A 16,941-nucleotide genomic window follows, 5' to 3' on the forward strand; every position below is an offset into this window, starting at 1 on the left:
TTGTTGTTTTCATGACCTAACGCAGGATCACTATGCCGGCTTCATTCGTTCATCTACGCCTGCACACTGAATATTCCCTGGTCGATGGCCTGGTGCGGATCAAGCCGCTGGTCAAGACCCTGGCGGGCATGAACATGCCTGCCGTGGCGGTCACCGACCAGAACAACATGTGTTCCCTGGTCAAGTTCTACAAGACCGCCATGGGGGCCGGGATCAAGCCGATCTGCGGCGCCGACCTGTGGTTGTCGAACAAGGACCCCGATGCCCCGCTGAGCCGTATCAGCCTGTTGGTGATGAACCCCCTGGGTTACCGCAACCTCACCGAGCTGATCTCCCGCGGCTTTATCGATGGCCAGCGCAATGGCTCGATTATCATCGAGCGCGAATGGGTCGCCGAGGCCAGCGAAGGCCTGATCATGCTGTCGGCGGCCAAGGAAGGTGAGATCGGCTTGGCCCTGCTCGGTGGCAATCCCGATGAAGCCGAGAAACTGGCCCGTGAATGGATGGCGGTATTCCCGGATCGCTTCTACGTCGAGGTTCAGCGCACCAATCGCGCCAACGATGAGGAACACTTGCACGCTGCCGTGGCCCTGGCCGACAAGATCGGCGCGCCGCTGGTGGCGACCAACGACGTGCGCTTCATCAAGCAGGAAGATTTCGAAGCCCACGAGACCCGCGTCTGCATCGGTGAGGGGCGGGCCTTGGACGATCCTCGCCGGCCGAAGAATTACAGCGATCAGCAGTACCTCAAGAGCGCCGAGGAGATGGCCGAGCTGTTCAGCGACCTGCCCGAGGCGCTGGAAAACACCGTCGAGATCGCCAAGCGCTGCAACATCGAAGTGAAGCTGGGCAAGCACTTCCTGCCCAACTTCCCGATCCCCGATGGCATGACCATCGACGAGTATTTCCGCAAGGTGTCCTTCGATGGCCTCGAAGAGCGCCTCAGCGTCCTGTTGCCCAAGGACACCACCGAAGATTACGAAGCCAAGCGCCAGGTCTATGTCGACCGCTTGAACTTCGAGCTGGATATCATCATCCAGATGGGCTTTCCCGGTTACTTCCTGATCGTGATGGACTTTATCCAGTGGGCCAAGAACAACGGCGTGCCGGTGGGGCCCGGCCGTGGGTCGGGTGCCGGCTCGCTGGTGGCCTACGTGCAGAAGATCACCGACCTCGACCCGTTGGAATATGACCTGCTGTTCGAACGTTTCCTCAACCCGGAACGGGTTTCCATGCCCGACTTCGACGTCGACTTCTGCATGGACGGTCGGGACCGGGTGATCGACTACGTGGCCGAGAAGTACGGTCGCAACGCGGTGAGCCAGATCATCACCTTCGGTTCCATGGCCGCCAAGGCGGTGGTGCGCGACGTGGCGCGGGTGCAGGGTAAGTCCTACGGCTTGGCGGACCGTCTGTCGAAGATGATTCCGTTCGAAGTCGGCATGACCCTGGAAAAGGCCTACGAGCAGGAGGAAATCCTGCGGGACTTCATCAAGGTCGATGAAGAGGCCGCGGAAATCTGGGAGATGGCCCGCAAGCTCGAAGGTGTGGTGCGTAACGTCGGCAAGCACGCCGGGGGCGTGGTGATCGCACCGACCAAACTGACCGACTTCTCGCCGATCTATTGCGACGAAGAGGGTGACGGCCTGGTGACCCAGTTCGACAAGGATGACGTCGAGGCGGCGGGCCTGGTGAAGTTCGACTTCCTCGGCCTGCGGACCCTGACCATCATCGACTGGGCGCTGAAAACCATCAACCGCGACCGGGCCAAGGTCGGCGAAGAACCGCTGGACATCGCCTTCATCCCGCTGGACGACAAGCCGACCTACAGCCTGCTGCAAAAGGCCGAGACCACGGCGGTGTTCCAGCTTGAATCCCGGGGCATGAAGGAGCTGATCAAGAAGCTCAAGCCCGACTGCCTGGAAGACCTGATCGCACTGGTGGCCCTGTTCCGTCCGGGCCCGCTGCAATCGGGCATGGTGGACGACTTCATCAACCGCAAGCACGGGCGCGCCGAGCTGGCGTACCCGCACCCGGACTACCAGTACGACGGCCTCCAGCCTGTGCTGGCGCCGACCTACGGCATCATCCTGTACCAGGAACAGGTGATGCAGATTGCCCAGGTCATGGCCGGCTATACCCTCGGCGGCGCGGACATGCTGCGTCGGGCGATGGGTAAGAAAAAGCCCGAGGAAATGGCCAAGCAGCGCGGCGGTTTCATCGAAGGTTGTGCGAGCAACGGCATCGATGCGGACCTGGCCGGCAACATCTTCGACCTGGTGGAAAAGTTCGCCGGCTACGGCTTCAACAAATCCCACTCCGCCGCCTACGGCCTGGTGTCGTACCAGACGGCCTGGCTCAAGGCCCATTACCCGGCACCGTTCATGGCCGCCGTGCTCTCGGCGGATATGCACAACACCGACAAGGTCGTGACCTTGATCGAGGAAGTGCGGACCATGAAGCTGCGCCTCGACGCACCGGACGTGAACACTTCCGAGTTCAAGTTCACGGTGAACGACGAAGGTCGCATCATCTACGGGTTGGGCGCGATCAAGGGCGTCGGCGAGGGGCCGGTGGAGGCCATCACCGAGGCGCGTCTGGACGGCCCGTTCAAGGATTTGTTCGATTTCTGCGCCCGGGTCGACCTCAAGCGCATCAACAAGCGCACCCTCGACGGCTTGATCCGCAGTGGCGCGCTGGACCGCCTGGGCCCGTACTTCCACGATGAACCCAAGGCCTACCAGGCCAACATCGACCGCAACCGGGCGGTGTTGCTGGCGGCCATGGAAGAAGCGATCAAAGCGGCCGAGCAGACGGCGCGGACCCACGACAGCGGCCACGCCGACCTGTTCGGCGGCCTGTTCGTCGAGGAAGACGCCGATGTCTACGGCAATCATCGCAAGGCCAAGGAACTGACCCTCAAGGAACGCCTCAAGGGCGAGAAAGACACCCTGGGGCTCTACCTTACCGGTCACCCCATCGACGAATACGAAGGCGAAATCCGCCGCTTCGCCCGTCAGCGGATCATCGACCTCAAGCCGGCTCGCGATACGCAGACGGTTGCCGGTATGATCATTGCCTTGCGGGTGATGAAGAACAAAAAGGGTGACAAGATGGGCTTCATCACCCTGGATGACCGCTCCGGACGGATCGAGGCGTCGTTGTTTGCCGATGCGTTCCATTCGGCGCAATCGCTGTTGCAGACCGACGCGATGGTGGTGGTCGAAGGCGAGGTCAGCAACGACGACTTCTCCGGTGGCCTGCGGCTGCGGGTCAAGCGGGTGATGAGCATGGAGGACGCCCGCACCAACCTGGCCGAGAGCCTGCGCCTGAAGTTGCAGACCCAGGATCTCAAGGGCGATCAGTTGCGTTGGCTGGGCGAGTTGTTCCAGCGTCATCGCGGCGCTTGCCCGATCACCATGGAGTATGTGCGCCCCGACGCCAAGGCTGTGCTGCAGTTTGGCGAAGGCTGGCGGATCGATCCGGCGGATGCGTTGATTCAAGCGTTGCGTGACCAGTTTGGTAAAGACAACGTCTTCCTCCAATACCGTTGACGGCCAGGGGCCACTCTTGCAACCAGAGCGCCCCTGATCCCGACCCGAATTTTTAATCTCGACCTGAACGCGCCTCTCCCTTAAGGTAGGGCGCGAATAGACAACCGGCCGGCCCAAGCTCTCTTGGACGTGACCCTAGACGGACGCCTATGAACCCGAATTTTCTAGATTTCGAACAGCCGATCGCCGACCTGCAAGCCAAGATCGAAGAGTTGCGCTTGGTCGGTAATGACAATTCACTGAATATCGGCGATGAAATCTCTCGTCTGCAGGACAAAAGCCGCACGCTGACCGAAGACATCTTCGGCAAGCTGACCAGCTGGCAGATCGCGCGCCTGGCGCGTCACCCGCGTCGTCCCTACACCCTGGACTACATCGACCACATCTTCACCGAGTTCGATGAGTTGCACGGTGACCGTCACTTCGCGGACGACGCCGCGATCGTCGGCGGCGTCGCGCGCCTGGACGACCAGCCGGTCATGGTCATCGGTCATCAGAAGGGCCGCGAAGTGCGCGAGAAGGTGCGTCGCAACTTCGGCATGCCGCGTCCGGAAGGCTATCGCAAGGCCTGCCGCCTGATGGAAATGGCCGAGCGCTTCAAGATGCCGATCCTGACCTTCATCGACACGCCGGGCGCCTACCCGGGCATCGACGCCGAAGAACGCAACCAGAGCGAAGCGATTGCCTGGAATCTGCGGGTCATGGCGCGCCTGAAGACCCCGATCATCGCCACCGTGATTGGCGAAGGCGGTTCCGGCGGCGCACTGGCCATCGGCGTCTGCGACCAACTGAACATGCTGCAATATTCCACCTACGCGGTGATCTCGCCGGAAGGCTGTGCATCGATCCTGTGGAAAACCGCCGAGAAGGCGCCGGATGCGGCTGAAGCCATGGGCATTACCGCCGAGCGCCTGAAAGGCTTGGGCATCGTCGACAAAGTGATCAATGAGCCCGTGGGCGGCGCCCACCGTGACCCAGCCGCAGCGGCGGCATTGATCCGTGCTGAGCTGAGCGCACAACTGGCGACGCTGAAAAAACTCGACAACGACACCTTGCTGGCCCGTCGCTACGAGCGGTTGATGAGCTACGGTCTCTGATCCGACTGCAATACCCCTATGTGGGAGCGAGTCCGTGGGAGCAAAGCTTGCTCGCGATGACGGCGGCACATGCAACGCCGCTATCGCGAGCAGGCTCGTTCCCACATTGGTTTTGTGCCAGGGCTGAAATCCTATGAACTCCTGTGCGGATCTACCCACCCGCCTCCTCACCCAGTTAGCCCCCTGGCGCAACGCCGCCACCTGGCGCATCGCCTTCTCCGGCGGCCTCGATTCCACCGTCCTGTTGCATCTGCTCGCGTCTCTCGCAACCCACCATTCCCTGCCCCCCCTGGGCGCCATCCATGTTCACCACGGCCTTCAAGCGGCGGCGGATGCCTGGCCGGGTCATTGCCGTTCGGTGTGCGAGGCGCTTGGCGTGCCGCTGGAGATAGTGAGTGTCCAGGTCCTGCCCGGCGCCAGTGTCGAGCGCGCCGCGCGGGAAGCGCGTTATGCCGCGTTCGCCGCCGCGCTCCATAGTAATGAGGTGCTGCTCACTGCCCAGCACCGCGACGATCAGGCTGAAACGCTGCTGTTTCGCGTGTTGCGAGGGGCAGGGGTGAGGGGCTTGGCGGCGATGCCGCGGCAGCGCCCTTTGGGCCAAGGGCATTTATTGCGGCCACTGCTCGATGTGTCCCGCGCGGAGTTGGAGGCCTATGCCACGCAACAAGGCTTGAGCTGGATCGAGGACCCCTCCAACGACGACCATCGTCATGCCCGCAATTACCTGCGCCAACGGGTTTTTCCCGTATTGACCGGGCGCTGGCCCCAGGCGGCGAGGGTGCTCGCACGTAGCGCCGCACACATGAGTGAGGCCCGGGGCTTGCTCGATGACCTGGCTCGGATCGATCTGGCTCGCGCGGCCATCGCTGGAAAGTTCGACTGGCTCGGATTGCCGTCGCTGGAGCTGGAGCCTTTGCGCGTGTTGTCGCCGGCTCGTCAGCGCAATGCGCTGAGCTTCTGGCTGGCGCCGATGACGACGCTGCCCGACAGCGATCACTGGGCCGGCTGGGATTCACTGCGCGATGCCCAGGAGGACGCCCGGCCGGTCTGGCGCCTGGCCGGCGGTGAGCTGCACCGGGCCGGCGGACGGCTCTGGTGGTTATCCGACCACTGGTTGCGACCGGTCGCAGGCCCCGTCGACTGGTCGCTGCCAAGCCGCTCGTTGATCTTGCCGGACAATGGCCGGGTCGCGCTCAGTGGCCAGATCCCCGCCGGCCTCCTTTGCGTGCGCTACCGTGAGGGCGGTGAAGTGATGCAATTGCCCGGGCGCGGTCACCGTGACCTCAAGCGTTTACTCAACGAAAACGGCGTGCCGGCGTTCGTACGCGGCCGATTGCCGCTGTTATACGTGGGGGATCAGTTGCGGGCGGTGGCCAACCTGCCGGGGTTGGACAATGGGGCTGATGGCACTTGGCAACTGACCTGGACGCCAGGAAACCAAGATCGGGGTTTGAGCTGAAAGGGGCTTTCCGGTAGACTACGCTCCCTTCTTGATACAACTTCTGTGGATTCGCCTGAATTGCAGGAGTTGCCGATTACCAAGCAGTCTTTGCTGGGCGATTCCAAAAAATGTGTAGCGAGCAACGTACCGGTGATTTCACTTCCGGTCTGTCCCAACGCGGCGGTTTTTTTGAAAGGTGCACTGTGATTAATGCAGGTGATCGGGGCCTTCGGCCTTCCTTCGCTTTCCCCGGCGGCTCGGACCGCTTTAACGCAGACTTCTAGGGTTTTTCATGACGCGCTACATATTCGTCACGGGCGGTGTTGTTTCTTCATTGGGGAAAGGCATTGCCTCGGCTTCATTGGCGGCCATCCTGGAGGCGCGGGGACTTAAGGTCACCATGCTCAAGCTGGACCCGTACATCAACGTCGACCCGGGCACCATGAGCCCGTTCCAGCACGGTGAAGTGTTCGTCACCCACGACGGCGCCGAGACCGACCTGGACCTGGGCCACTACGAGCGGTTCATCCGCACGACCATGACCCAGAACAACAACTTCACCACCGGTCGTGTCTACGAACACGTGCTGCGCAAAGAGCGCCGTGGTGATTACCTGGGCGCGACCATCCAGGTCATCCCGCACATCACCGACGAAATCAAGCGTCGCATCATCAAGGGCGCCGGCGATGCCGACGTCGCGATGGTCGAGATCGGCGGCACCGTGGGCGATATCGAATCCCAGCCGTTCCTCGAAGCCATCCGCCAGTTGCGTTTCGAAGTCGGCGCCAAGCGCGCGATGCTGATGCACCTGACCCTGGTGCCGTACATCGCCACCGCCGGCGAAACCAAGACCAAGCCAACCCAGCACTCGGTCAAGGAACTGCGTTCCATTGGCCTGCAACCTGACGTGCTGGTCTGCCGCTCCGATCACCCGATCGACATCTCTTCGCGCCGCAAGATCGCCCAGTTCACCAACGTTGAAGAGCGTGCGGTGATCGGCCTGGAAGATGCCGACACCATCTACAAGATCCCGGGCATCCTGCACTCCCAGGGCCTGGACGATTTCGTCGTCGAGCGCTTCGGCCTGCAATGCGCCAGCGCCGACCTGTCCGAATGGGACGCCGTGGTCGACGCCAAGCTCAACCCGGAGCACGAAGTCACCATCGCCATGGTCGGCAAGTACATGGAGCTGCTGGACGCCTACAAGTCGCTGATCGAAGCGATGAGCCACGCCGGCATCAGCAACCGCACCAAGGTCAATCTGCGCTACATCGACTCCGAAGACATCGAGAACCAGGGCACCGGCCTGCTCGAAGGTGCCGATGCGATCCTCGTGCCGGGCGGCTTCGGCCTGCGGGGCGTGGAAGGCAAGATCACCGCGGTGCAATACGCCCGTGAGAACAAGGTGCCTTACCTGGGTATCTGCCTGGGCATGCAAGTGGCGGTCATCGAGTTCGCCCGTAACGTGCTGGGCTGGAAAGACGCCAACTCCACCGAGTTCGACCGTGCCAGCGGCCACCTGGTCGTCGGCCTGATCACCGAATGGGCGGATGCCACCGGTGCCGTCGAAACCCGTACCGAAACGTCCGACCTGGGCGGCACCATGCGCCTCGGCGCACAGGAATGCCTGCTCGAAGCCGGCTCCAAGGTGCATGAGTGCTACGGCAAGGACGTGATCGTCGAGCGTCACCGCCACCGCTATGAAGTGAACAACAACCTGCTGCCGCAACTGATCGAAGCCGGCCTGAAAATTTCCGGCCGTTCCGGTGACGGCGCGCTGGTGGAAGTGGTCGAGTCCCCGGATCACCCATGGTTCGTCGCCTGCCAGTTCCACCCTGAGTTCACCTCCACGCCACGGGACGGTCATCCGCTGTTCAGCGGTTTCGTGAAGGCGGCTTTGGCTCAACACGAGAAAAAGGCATAAGACGATGGCCCAGAAGATCATTCGCGTTGGCGACATCGAGATTGCCAACGACAAGCCCATGGTGCTGTTCGGTGGCATGAACGTGCTGGAAAGCCGTGACATGGCGATGCAGGTCTGCGAAGAGTACGTCAAGGTCACCCAGAAACTGGGTATCCCCTACGTCTTCAAGGCCAGTTTCGACAAGGCCAACCGTTCCTCGGTGACCTCCTACCGTGGCCCAGGCCTGGAAGAGGGCATGCGGATCTTCCAGGACATCAAGCAAGCCTTTGGCGTGCCGATCATCACCGACGTCCACGAGCCTGCCCAGGCCGCGGTCGTCGCTGAAGTCTGCGACATCATCCAGTTGCCGGCCTTCCTCTCGCGCCAGACCGACCTGGTGGTCGCGATGGCCAAGACCGGCGCGGTGATCAACATCAAGAAGGCCCAGTTCCTCGCACCCCAGGAAATGAAACACATCCTGAGCAAGTGCGAAGAGGCCGGGAACGACCAGCTGATCCTTTGCGAGCGTGGTTCGAGCTTCGGCTACAACAACCTGGTGGTGGACATGCTCGGCTTCGGCATCATGAAGCAGTTCCAATACCCGGTGTTCTTCGACGTGACCCACGCGTTGCAGATGCCTGGCGGTCGGTCCGACTCCGCCGGCGGTCGTCGCGCCCAGGTGACCGACCTGGCCAAGGCTGGCATGAGCCAGTCGCTGGCAGGGCTGTTCCTCGAGGCCCACCCGGACCCGGACAACGCCAAGTGCGACGGTCCTTGTGCCCTGCGTTTGAACAAGCTGGAGCCTTTCCTGTCTCAGCTCAAGGCGTTGGACGAACTGGTCAAGAGTTTTCCGACGATAGAAACCGCGTAACGCGGTTTTCTCCGGTAAAGTACCGCTCGATTATCGCTCTGGCCCGCGGGCCGCACTGTTCTTGAGGGAGCATGCCTGTGGCGAGGGAGCTTGCTCCCGCTGAATCTCAAGCCGTGTCGCAGCAAGCTTTCTGCAATGTTCTAGTCATCTTTGGAGTGTTTACAACAATGGCAAAAATCGTCGACATCAAAGGTCGTGAAGTTCTCGACTCCCGTGGCAACCCCACTGTTGAAGCGGACGTGCTTCTCGACAACGGCATCATCGGCAGCGCCTGCGCGCCGTCCGGTGCTTCCACTGGCTCGCGCGAAGCGTTGGAGCTGCGTGATGGCGACAAGAGCCGTTACCTGGGCAAGGGCGTGCTGAAAGCCGTCGCCAACATCAACGGTCCGATCCGTGACCTGTTGCTGGGCAAAGACCCTGCCGACCAGAAAGCCCTTGATCACGCGATGATCAAGCTCGACGGTACTGAAAACAAAGCCAGCCTGGGCGCCAACGCGATCCTCGCCGTGTCCCTGGCCGCCGCCAAGGCCGCTGCCCAGGACCAGGACCTGCCGCTGTACGCGCACATTGCCAACCTCAACGGCACCCCGGGCGTGTACTCGATGCCGGTACCGATGATGAACATCATCAATGGTGGCGAGCATGCCGACAACAACGTCGACATCCAGGAATTCATGGTCCAGCCGGTAGGCGCCAAGTCCTTCTCCGAAGGCCTGCGCATGGGCACCGAGATTTTCCATCACCTCAAGGCCGTGCTGAAGGCCCGTGGCCTGAGCACCGCGGTTGGCGACGAAGGCGGTTTCGCACCGAACCTGGCGTCCAACGAAGACGCGCTGAAAGTGATCTCCGAAGCCGTGGCCAACGCTGGCTACAAGCTGGGCACCGACGTGACCCTGGCCCTGGACTGCGCCGCCAGTGAATTCTTCGAAGACGGCAAGTACAACCTGTCCGGCGAAGGCCAGGTGTTCACCGCCGAAGGTTTCGCCGATTACCTCAAGGGCCTGACCGAGCGCTACCCGATCATCTCCATCGAAGACGGCCTGGACGAGTCCGATTGGGCTGGCTGGAAAATCCTCACCGACAAGATCGGCGCGAAAACCCAACTGGTAGGTGACGACCTGTTCGTGACCAACACCAAGATCCTGAAAGAAGGCATCGACAAGCAGATCGCCAACTCGATCCTGATCAAGTTCAACCAGATCGGCACCCTGACCGAAACCCTGGAAGCCATCCAGATGGCCAAGGCCGCCGGCTACACCGCCGTGATCTCCCACCGTTCCGGCGAAACCGAAGATTCGACCATCGCCGACCTCGCCGTGGGCACGGCCGCTGGCCAGATCAAGACCGGTTCGCTGTGCCGTTCCGACCGCGTTTCCAAGTACAACCAACTGCTGCGTATCGAAGAGCAGTTGAACGGCAAGGCCAAGTACAACGGTCGTGGCGAGTTTCGCGGCTAAGCGGTAGATGGTAAAAAGACAGCGGATTTCGTGGGAAAAATCGCCATGACGGCGGTTTTGCCACTAATCTGATGCCTTATCAAGCACAAGCCTGGTTATTCCAGGCTTCGTGCTATCAGACGCTTCAAAGTGTGGCATGGCGGTCTTTTTTCACTGGATACCTGATATTCGATGCGCAGTCCCAATTGGTTGTTTCTTGTCTTGCTCTTGTTGCTGGCCGGCCTGCAGTACCGCCTTTGGGTGGGTAACGGCAGTTTGGCGCAAGTGGCCGACCTGACTCAGCAAATAGCCGACCAGCACGCCGAAAACGAGGCACTGCTGGAGCGCAACCGAGTGATGGACGCCGAAGTGACAGAGCTGAAGAAAGGCATGGAGACCGTCGAAGAGCGGGCTCGCCATGAACTGGGCATGGTCAAGGAGGGTGAAACCCTCTACCAGTTGGCCCAATGAGTATCCGTTTACCGGCCTTCTGGGCCGTGATTCCTGCCGCGGGCATCGGTGCCCGAATGGCCGCGGACCGTCCCAAGCAATACCTGCTACTGGGCGGACGCACAATTCTCGAACACAGCCTCGGCTGTTTCCTCGACCACCCTACCGTCAAGGGCGTGGTGGTCAGCGTTGCGCACGATGATCCCTACTGGCCGACCCTGGCGTGTGCCAATGATGCGCGCATCCAGCGCGTGGACGGCGGCGCCCAGCGTTCGGACTCGGTGCTCAACGCCTTGCTGCACCTGCACAGCCAGGGTGCCGATGATCACGACTGGGTGTTGGTGCACGACGCCGCCCGACCCAATCTGGCCCGGGATGACCTGGATACTTTGCTCAGTGAGTTGACCAACGACCCGGTCGGCGGCCTGCTGGCGGTCCCGGCGCGCGACACCCTCAAGCGTGTGGACAAACACGGTCGGGTAGTGGAAACCGTCGATCGCAGCGTGATCTGGCAAGCCTACACGCCCCAGATGTTTCGCCTCGGCGCCTTGCATCGAGCCCTGGCCGACAGCCTGGTGGCGGATGCCGTCATTACCGATGAAGCCTCGGCTATGGAATGGGCAGGGCAGGCGCCTCGGTTGATCGAAGGCCGGGCCGATAACATCAAGGTGACTCGACCGGAGGATCTGGAGTGGTTGCGCCAGCGGTGGGCGAATCGCCGTTGAGTGGCGTCGCCATCGTCGGATCGCCGCCCCGAGGTAGTTCGCGATAACGATCTTTCAGGCAGCTTGAACAGCGACTGTCACCCCCGATATTCCGGCCGCCCCGCCAACCCTTCCTTCAAGTAGTCCACCAACTTGCGTACCTTTGGCGACAAATGCCGCTGCTGCGGGTACAACGCCCACACCGCCGTGTTGGGTGGCTGATGTGCCTCCAGCAATGAGATCAATGCGCCGCTGTGCAGATGTTCCAGCACGTAGTAATCCGGTAGCTGACACAACCCCACGCCTTGTAGCGCGGCATCCAGCACCGCTTGCCCACTGTTGCAGCGCCAGTTTCCCTGCACACGCTGGGAAAATTCCCGCCCGTTCTGTTCCAGTTGCCAGAGGTCGGAGCTGCCGACCAGGCAGTTGTGGCGGCTCAACTCCGACAAGCTGTGGGGGCGACCGTAGCGTTCCAGGTACGACGGTGAAGCGCACAGGTACATGCGCCGTGGCGCCAGGCGCGTGGCCACCAGGCGGGAATCCTGCAAGCGACCCAGGCGAATCGCCAGGTCCAGGCCTTCATGGACCAGATCGAGGGGGTGGTTGCTCAGTTCGATGTCTACCCGCAGTTGGGGATAAAGCCCCATGAACCGTGTCACGAGCGGCACGATGAAACGTTCGCCGTAGGCCACGGCGCAGGTCATGCGCAACATGCCCTTGGGTTCGCTGGTGAGGTCGCCCACCGCCCGTAGTGCTTCCTCGCGGCCGTCCTGTAGACGTTGGCAATGTTGCAAAAAGGTCTGGCCGGCCTCGGTCAGGGTTACGCGACGGGTGCTGCGGTACAACAACCGCGTCTGCAGACGCTCTTCAAGCCGTACGATTTGTCGACTGATATGGGAGGAAGAAACCCCGAGACGTTCGGCCGCCGCCGTGAATTGGCTGCATTCAGCCACAGCGACGAACTCGTCGATCCCTTCCCAGCGGTTATCGGACATGAGCGATTATCCCTGAATGGCAATAATGTTTTGCTTTTGGCTGGATTATTCATCGTTCTGTTGAGGATTACACTCTCGGTCTCGTTTTTATTTGCTGGAGAATCCCGGATGATCAAGTCACGCGCGGCCGTTGCCTTCGAGGCCAAGAAACCCCTGGAAATCGTTGAAGTCGACGTCGCCATGCCCAAGGCGGGCGAAGTGCTGTTGCGCGTGGTGGCTTCCGGTGTCTGCCACACCGACGCCTACACCCTCTCGGGTGCCGACCCGGAAGGGATTTTTCCGTCGATCCTGGGTCATGAAGGCGGTGCGATTGTCGAGGCCATCGGCGAGGGCGTGACCTCGGTTGCGGTAGGTGACCACGTGATTCCGCTGTACACCCCGGAGTGCGGCCAGTGCAAATTCTGTAAGTCGGGCAAGACCAACCTCTGCCAGGCGATTCGCGCCACCCAGGGCAAAGGCCTGATGCCGGACGGCACTTCGCGCTTTTCCTACAAGGGCGAGACGATTTTCCACTACATGGGCACCTCGACTTTCTCCGAGTACACGGTGCTGCCGGAAATCTCCGTCGCCAAGATCCCGAAAGCCGCCCCGCTGGAAAAAGTCTGCCTGTTGGGTTGCGGCGTCACCACCGGTATCGGCGCGGTCATCAACACCGCCAAGGTCAAGCCGGGTGATACCGTGGCGATCTTCGGCCTCGGCGGTATCGGCCTGTCGGCCGTGATCGGCGCGGTGAAGGCCAAAGCCTCGCGAATCATCGCCATCGACATCAACCCGGCCAAGTTCGAAATCGCCAAGCAGCTGGGCGCTACCGATTGCGTCAATCCGAAAGACTTCGACCGTCCGATCCAGGAAGTCATCGTGGACATGACCGACGGCGGCGTGGACTTTTCCTTCGAGTGCATCGGCAATGTCCAACTGATGCGTGCCGCGCTGGAATGCTGCCACAAGGGCTGGGGTGAGTCGGTGATCATCGGCGTGGCCGGTGCCGGCCAGGAAATCGCCACCCGTCCGTTCCAACTGGTGACCGGTCGCGTCTGGCGCGGGTCGGCGTTTGGTGGCGTGCGCGGTCGCAGCGAGCTGCCAAGCTACGTGGAAATGGCCGAGAAGGGCGAGATCCCGCTGGATACTTTCATCACCCACACCATGGGCCTGGAAGACATCAACAAGGCATTCGACCTGATGCATGAAGGCAAGAGCATCCGCACCGTCATTCATTTCTAAGGAGCAGCGGCAAGTTTCAAGCGGCAAGCTGCAAGTGAAGCGCGTGCGTTTTCTTGCAGCTTGAAGCTGGTTGCTTGTAGCTGAGGTGAAGCTATGAACCTCGAAAATCTCTCCTGCCAGAAAAGCTTCGGCGGCTGGCACAAGCGTTACCGGCACCGCTCCGAAGTGCTCGGCTGTGACATGGTGTTTGCCGTGTACCTGCCGCCACAAGCCGAGCAGGGCGGCAAGTTGCCGGTGTTGTATTGGTTGTCCGGCCTGACCTGCACCGATGAAAACTTCATGCAGAAGGCCGGTGCCCAGCGCATGGCCGCCGAGTTGGGACTGATCATCGTGGCGCCCGACACCAGCCCGCGCGGCGCCGATGTGCCGGGCGATCCGGACGGTGCCTGGGACTTCGGCCTGGGGGCGGGTTTTTACCTGAACGCCACGCAGGATCCGTGGGCCCGGCACTATCGGATGCATGACTACGTGGTGCAGGAATTGCCCGCATTGGTCGAGGCGCATTTTCCCGCTTCCGATAAACGTGGCATCAGCGGTCACTCCATGGGCGGCCACGGCGCGCTGGTCTGCGCCTTGCGCAACCCGGGGCGTTACCGTTCGGTGTCGGCCTTTTCGCCGATCACCAATCCGATGGATTGCCCGTGGGGGCAGAAGGCATTCTCCCGCTACCTGGGGGAAGATCGCTCGAAATGGCGCGAATGGGACACCTGCGCGTTGATCGCCGAGGCGACCGAGAAGCTGCCGCTGTTGGTGGACCAGGGCGACCGCGATGATTTCCTGGCCAACCAGCTCAAGCCCGAAGCCCTGCAACAGGCCGCCAAGGCCGTCGACCATCCATTGGCCCTGCGCCTGCAACCGGGCTATGACCACAGCTATTACTTCATCGCCAGCTTCGTCGATGATCACTTGCAGCATCATGCACGCGCTCTGAACGCCTAATGCAGGTAGAATCACGCCCTGACAAAAATCGGGGCGTTTTTTTATGCGTATTGGCCACGGCTACGATGTTCACCGTTTCGCTGAAGGCGATTTCATTACTCTGGGCGGCGTGCGTATCGCACACGGCTTCGGGCTGTTGGCGCATTCCGACGGTGATGTCCTGCTCCATGCCTTGAGCGATGCCTTGCTTGGCGCGGCAGCCCTGGGTGACATCGGCAAGCACTTCCCCGACACTGACCCGCAATTCAAGGGCGCCGACAGCCGCGCGCTGTTGCGCCACGTGGTTTCGCTGATCCATGCCAAGGGTTGGAGAGTCGGCAACGTCGATAACACCATCGTCGCCCAGGCGCCGAAAATGGCGCCGCACATCGAAGCGATGCGCCAGTTGATCGCCGAGGACCTTCAAGTTGAGCTCGACCAGGTGAACGTGAAAGCCACCACCACCGAGAAGCTGGGCTTTGTCGGTCGTGAAGAAGGCATTGCCGTCCATTCCGTTGCCTTGTTGCTGCGCCCATGACCGAACTGGAACTGTTGGGCCCGCGGGCCTATGGCGAGTCGCTGGGCCGCGCGGTGCTCAAGGCCACTGCTGAAGACTTCCAGGTCGACGAAGTGCTCGACATCCCCTTGAGCGGCGATGGCGAGCATCTGTGGATCTGGGTTGAAAAACGCGGCTTGAACACCGAAGAAGCTGCCCGGCGCATCGCCAAGGCTGCCGGCGTGCCGTTGCGCACCGTCAGCTATGCCGGCCTCAAGGACCGTCAGGCCCTGACCCGCCAGTGGTTCAGCGTCCAGTTGCCTGGCAAGGCCGACCCGGACCTGTCGGCGGCAGAAAACGACACGCTGAAAATCCTCAAGACTGCACGCCACCGCCGCAAGCTGCAACGCGGCGCGCATTCGGCCAATGGCTTCACCCTGCGCCTGACTCAGTTCGAGGGCGACGCGGCGGCCATCGATGCGCGCCTGCAACAAATCAGCCGCCAGGGCATCCCCAACTATTTTGGCGCCCAGCGGTTTGGCCATGACGGCGGCAATGTCGTCGATGCCCGTGGCTGGGCGGCGCGCAAGGCCTTGCCGGAACAGCGCAATGTGCGCTCGCGGTTGCTCTCGGCGGCGCGCAGTTTTCTGTTCAACCAGGTGCTGGCCGCTCGGGTGGCCGATGGCACCTGGCAACAAGCCCAGGTTGGCGACTTGCTGGCTTTCACCGACAGCCGCAGTTTTTTCCCCGCCGGCGAGGCTGAATGCAGCGATCCGCGCTTGGCGATCCTCGATCTTCACCCGACCGGGCCGCAGTGGGGCGAGGGACCCTCGCCCGCCAGCGGGGCGAGCCATGACCTGGAACAGGCCATCGCCGCACGCGAAGCCGACCTGCGGGACTGGTTGATAAGCGCGGGAATGAATCACGAACGTCGCATCCTGCGACTGCCCATTAGCGGGCTGTCGTGGCATTATCCTTCGCCTGACATTCTGCAACTGGAATTCGTCCTGCCGGCCGGATGTTTCGCCACTGTCTTGGTGCGCGAACTCGTCGATCTGGTGCCGGTGGGGCAGACGGACAGCCCATGCGTATTCTGATTTCTAACGACGACGGGGTGGCAGCACCCGGTCTTGCCGCGCTTTATGCTGCGCTGGCCGATTATGCCGAGTGCGTGGTGATCGCGCCGGACCAGGACAAAAGTGGCGCCAGCAGCTCGTTGACGCTCGACCGTCCGTTGCACCCCAGCTATCTGGATAACGGCTTCATCAGCCTCAACGGGACGCCGACCGATTGCGTGCACCTGGGTATCAATGGGTTGCTGGAGCGCGCGCCGGACATGGTGGTGTCGGGCATCAACCTCGGTGCCAACCTCGGGGACGACGTGCTGTATTCCGGCACGGTCGCCGCGGCCGTGGAAGGTCGCTTCCTGGAAAAACCATCGTTTGCCTTTTCGTTCGTTTCGCGCCAGGTGGATAACCTGCCGACCGCCGCCTACTTCGTCCGCAAACTGGTCGAGGCCCACGGTGAACTGGAGCTGCCGCCCCGTACCGTGCTGAACGTCAACATCCCGAACCTGCCGCTCGATCACGTGCGCGGGATCCAGCTCACGCGCCTGGGCCATCGCGCCCGTGCCGCCAGCCCCATGCAGGTGGTCGACCCACGGGGCAAGGCCGGCTACTGGATCGCCGCCGCCGGCGATGCCGAGGACGGTGGGCCAGGCACCGATTTCCATGCGGTCATGCAAGGTTATGTCTCGATCACCCCGTTGCAGCTCGATCGCACCTTCAACGATGCCTTTCGGCCTCTCGATGGCTGGCTGGAGGGACTGCGCTGATGGGGCGTGAACAAGACGATA

The 16,941-nt window shown here is 61.8% G+C and carries 14 protein-coding genes; 13 read left to right on the forward strand and 1 reads right to left on the reverse strand.

The features are described from left to right. Positions 1-32 precede the first annotated feature (32 nt). The 8 genes from dnaE to ispD all read left to right on the forward strand — a co-directional run bounded on the left by dnaE (position 33) and on the right by ispD (position 11,477). Positions 33-3,554 carry a DNA polymerase III subunit alpha gene (dnaE, locus tag N4Q37_RS07690; protein ID WP_260956618.1) on the forward strand — a complete coding sequence of 1,174 codons (3,522 nt, stop codon included), beginning with the start codon at positions 33-35 and terminating at the stop codon, positions 3,552-3,554. A gap of 149 nt (positions 3,555-3,703) precedes the next feature. After that, positions 3,704-4,651, forward strand: a complete 948-nt coding sequence (locus tag N4Q37_RS07695; protein WP_260956620.1) for an acetyl-CoA carboxylase carboxyltransferase subunit alpha — start codon at positions 3,704-3,706, stop codon at positions 4,649-4,651. A gap of 133 nt (positions 4,652-4,784) precedes the next feature. Further along, a complete protein-coding gene (gene tilS, locus N4Q37_RS07700) occupies positions 4,785-6,110 on the forward strand; it encodes a tRNA lysidine(34) synthetase TilS (RefSeq protein WP_260956622.1) in 1,326 nt (441 codons plus the stop codon). A gap of 274 nt (positions 6,111-6,384) precedes the next feature. Then, entirely contained in the window at positions 6,385-8,016 is a 1,632-nt protein-coding gene (locus N4Q37_RS07705) for a CTP synthase (RefSeq protein ID WP_260956624.1), read from the forward strand. 4 nt (positions 8,017-8,020) lie between these two features. Next, a complete protein-coding gene (gene kdsA, locus N4Q37_RS07710; protein ID WP_260956627.1) occupies positions 8,021-8,866 on the forward strand; it encodes a 3-deoxy-8-phosphooctulonate synthase in 846 nt (281 codons plus the stop codon). A gap of 167 nt (positions 8,867-9,033) precedes the next feature. Then, positions 9,034-10,323: a phosphopyruvate hydratase gene (gene eno, locus N4Q37_RS07715; protein ID WP_260956629.1), complete on the forward strand. Its 1,290-nt coding sequence runs from the start codon at positions 9,034-9,036 to the stop codon at positions 10,321-10,323. A gap of 171 nt (positions 10,324-10,494) precedes the next feature. Continuing rightward, positions 10,495-10,773, forward strand: coding sequence for a cell division protein FtsB (ftsB, locus tag N4Q37_RS07720; RefSeq protein ID WP_003184873.1), 279 nt, complete (start codon positions 10,495-10,497; stop codon positions 10,771-10,773). Continuing rightward, positions 10,770-11,477: a 2-C-methyl-D-erythritol 4-phosphate cytidylyltransferase gene (ispD, locus tag N4Q37_RS07725; protein ID WP_260956636.1), complete on the forward strand. Its 708-nt coding sequence runs from the start codon at positions 10,770-10,772 to the stop codon at positions 11,475-11,477. Before ftsB ends, ispD begins: the two co-directional genes overlap by 4 nt. 77 nt (positions 11,478-11,554) lie before the next feature. Here the strand turns inward: ispD and N4Q37_RS07730 are convergent, their stop codons facing one another. Beyond that, positions 11,555-12,451, reverse strand: a complete 897-nt coding sequence (locus N4Q37_RS07730; RefSeq protein ID WP_260956639.1) for a LysR substrate-binding domain-containing protein — start codon at positions 12,449-12,451, stop codon at positions 11,555-11,557. A gap of 108 nt (positions 12,452-12,559) precedes the next feature. Here N4Q37_RS07730 and N4Q37_RS07735 point away from each other — a divergent pair, with 108 nt between their 5' ends. From N4Q37_RS07735 to surE, 5 genes are all read left to right on the forward strand, one after another. Further along, a complete protein-coding gene (locus tag N4Q37_RS07735; RefSeq protein WP_260956640.1) occupies positions 12,560-13,672 on the forward strand; it encodes an S-(hydroxymethyl)glutathione dehydrogenase/class III alcohol dehydrogenase in 1,113 nt (370 codons plus the stop codon). A gap of 93 nt (positions 13,673-13,765) precedes the next feature. Then, on the forward strand, positions 13,766-14,611 hold the full coding sequence (gene fghA, locus N4Q37_RS07740; RefSeq protein ID WP_260956642.1) for an S-formylglutathione hydrolase: 846 nt from the start codon (positions 13,766-13,768) through the stop codon (positions 14,609-14,611). Between the two features lie 43 nt (positions 14,612-14,654). Then, positions 14,655-15,128 carry a 2-C-methyl-D-erythritol 2,4-cyclodiphosphate synthase gene (ispF, locus tag N4Q37_RS07745; RefSeq protein WP_260956644.1) on the forward strand — a complete coding sequence of 158 codons (474 nt, stop codon included), beginning with the start codon at positions 14,655-14,657 and terminating at the stop codon, positions 15,126-15,128. Next, entirely contained in the window at positions 15,125-16,183 is a 1,059-nt protein-coding gene (gene truD / locus N4Q37_RS07750) for a tRNA pseudouridine(13) synthase TruD (protein WP_260956646.1), read from the forward strand. The genes ispF and truD overlap by 4 nt, the downstream gene beginning before the upstream one ends. Beyond that, entirely contained in the window at positions 16,171-16,920 is a 750-nt protein-coding gene (gene surE, locus N4Q37_RS07755) for a 5'/3'-nucleotidase SurE (RefSeq protein ID WP_260956648.1), read from the forward strand. Before truD ends, surE begins: the two co-directional genes overlap by 13 nt. Positions 16,921-16,941 lie beyond the last annotated feature (21 nt).

Source organism: Pseudomonas citri (genome assembly GCF_025336485.1).
Classification (GTDB): Bacteria; Pseudomonadota; Gammaproteobacteria; order Pseudomonadales; family Pseudomonadaceae; genus Aquipseudomonas; species Aquipseudomonas citri.

Excerpts from the sequence above, each read along its gene's own strand:
- kdsA (WP_260956627.1), top strand. The coding sequence starts at position 8,021 with ATGGCCCAGAAGATCATTCGCGTTGGCGACATCGAGATTGCCAACGAC.
- ispD (WP_260956636.1), top strand. The coding sequence starts at position 10,770 with ATGAGTATCCGTTTACCGGCCTTCTGGGCCGTGATTCCTGCCGCGGGC.
- ispF (WP_260956644.1), top strand. The coding sequence starts at position 14,655 with ATGCGTATTGGCCACGGCTACGATGTTCACCGTTTCGCTGAAGGCGAT.
- truD (WP_260956646.1), top strand. The coding sequence starts at position 15,125 with ATGACCGAACTGGAACTGTTGGGCCCGCGGGCCTATGGCGAGTCGCTG.
- ftsB (WP_003184873.1), top strand. The coding sequence starts at position 10,495 with ATGCGCAGTCCCAATTGGTTGTTTCTTGTCTTGCTCTTGTTGCTGGCC.
- surE (WP_260956648.1), top strand. The coding sequence starts at position 16,171 with ATGCGTATTCTGATTTCTAACGACGACGGGGTGGCAGCACCCGGTCTT.
- N4Q37_RS07695 (WP_260956620.1), top strand. The coding sequence starts at position 3,704 with ATGAACCCGAATTTTCTAGATTTCGAACAGCCGATCGCCGACCTGCAA.
- eno (WP_260956629.1), top strand. The coding sequence starts at position 9,034 with ATGGCAAAAATCGTCGACATCAAAGGTCGTGAAGTTCTCGACTCCCGT.
- N4Q37_RS07705 (WP_260956624.1), top strand. The coding sequence starts at position 6,385 with ATGACGCGCTACATATTCGTCACGGGCGGTGTTGTTTCTTCATTGGGG.
- fghA (WP_260956642.1), top strand. The coding sequence starts at position 13,766 with ATGAACCTCGAAAATCTCTCCTGCCAGAAAAGCTTCGGCGGCTGGCAC.
- N4Q37_RS07730 (WP_260956639.1), bottom strand. The coding sequence starts at position 12,451 with ATGTCCGATAACCGCTGGGAAGGGATCGACGAGTTCGTCGCTGTGGCT.
- dnaE (WP_260956618.1), top strand. The coding sequence starts at position 33 with ATGCCGGCTTCATTCGTTCATCTACGCCTGCACACTGAATATTCCCTG.
- N4Q37_RS07735 (WP_260956640.1), top strand. The coding sequence starts at position 12,560 with ATGATCAAGTCACGCGCGGCCGTTGCCTTCGAGGCCAAGAAACCCCTG.
- tilS (WP_260956622.1), top strand. The coding sequence starts at position 4,785 with ATGAACTCCTGTGCGGATCTACCCACCCGCCTCCTCACCCAGTTAGCC.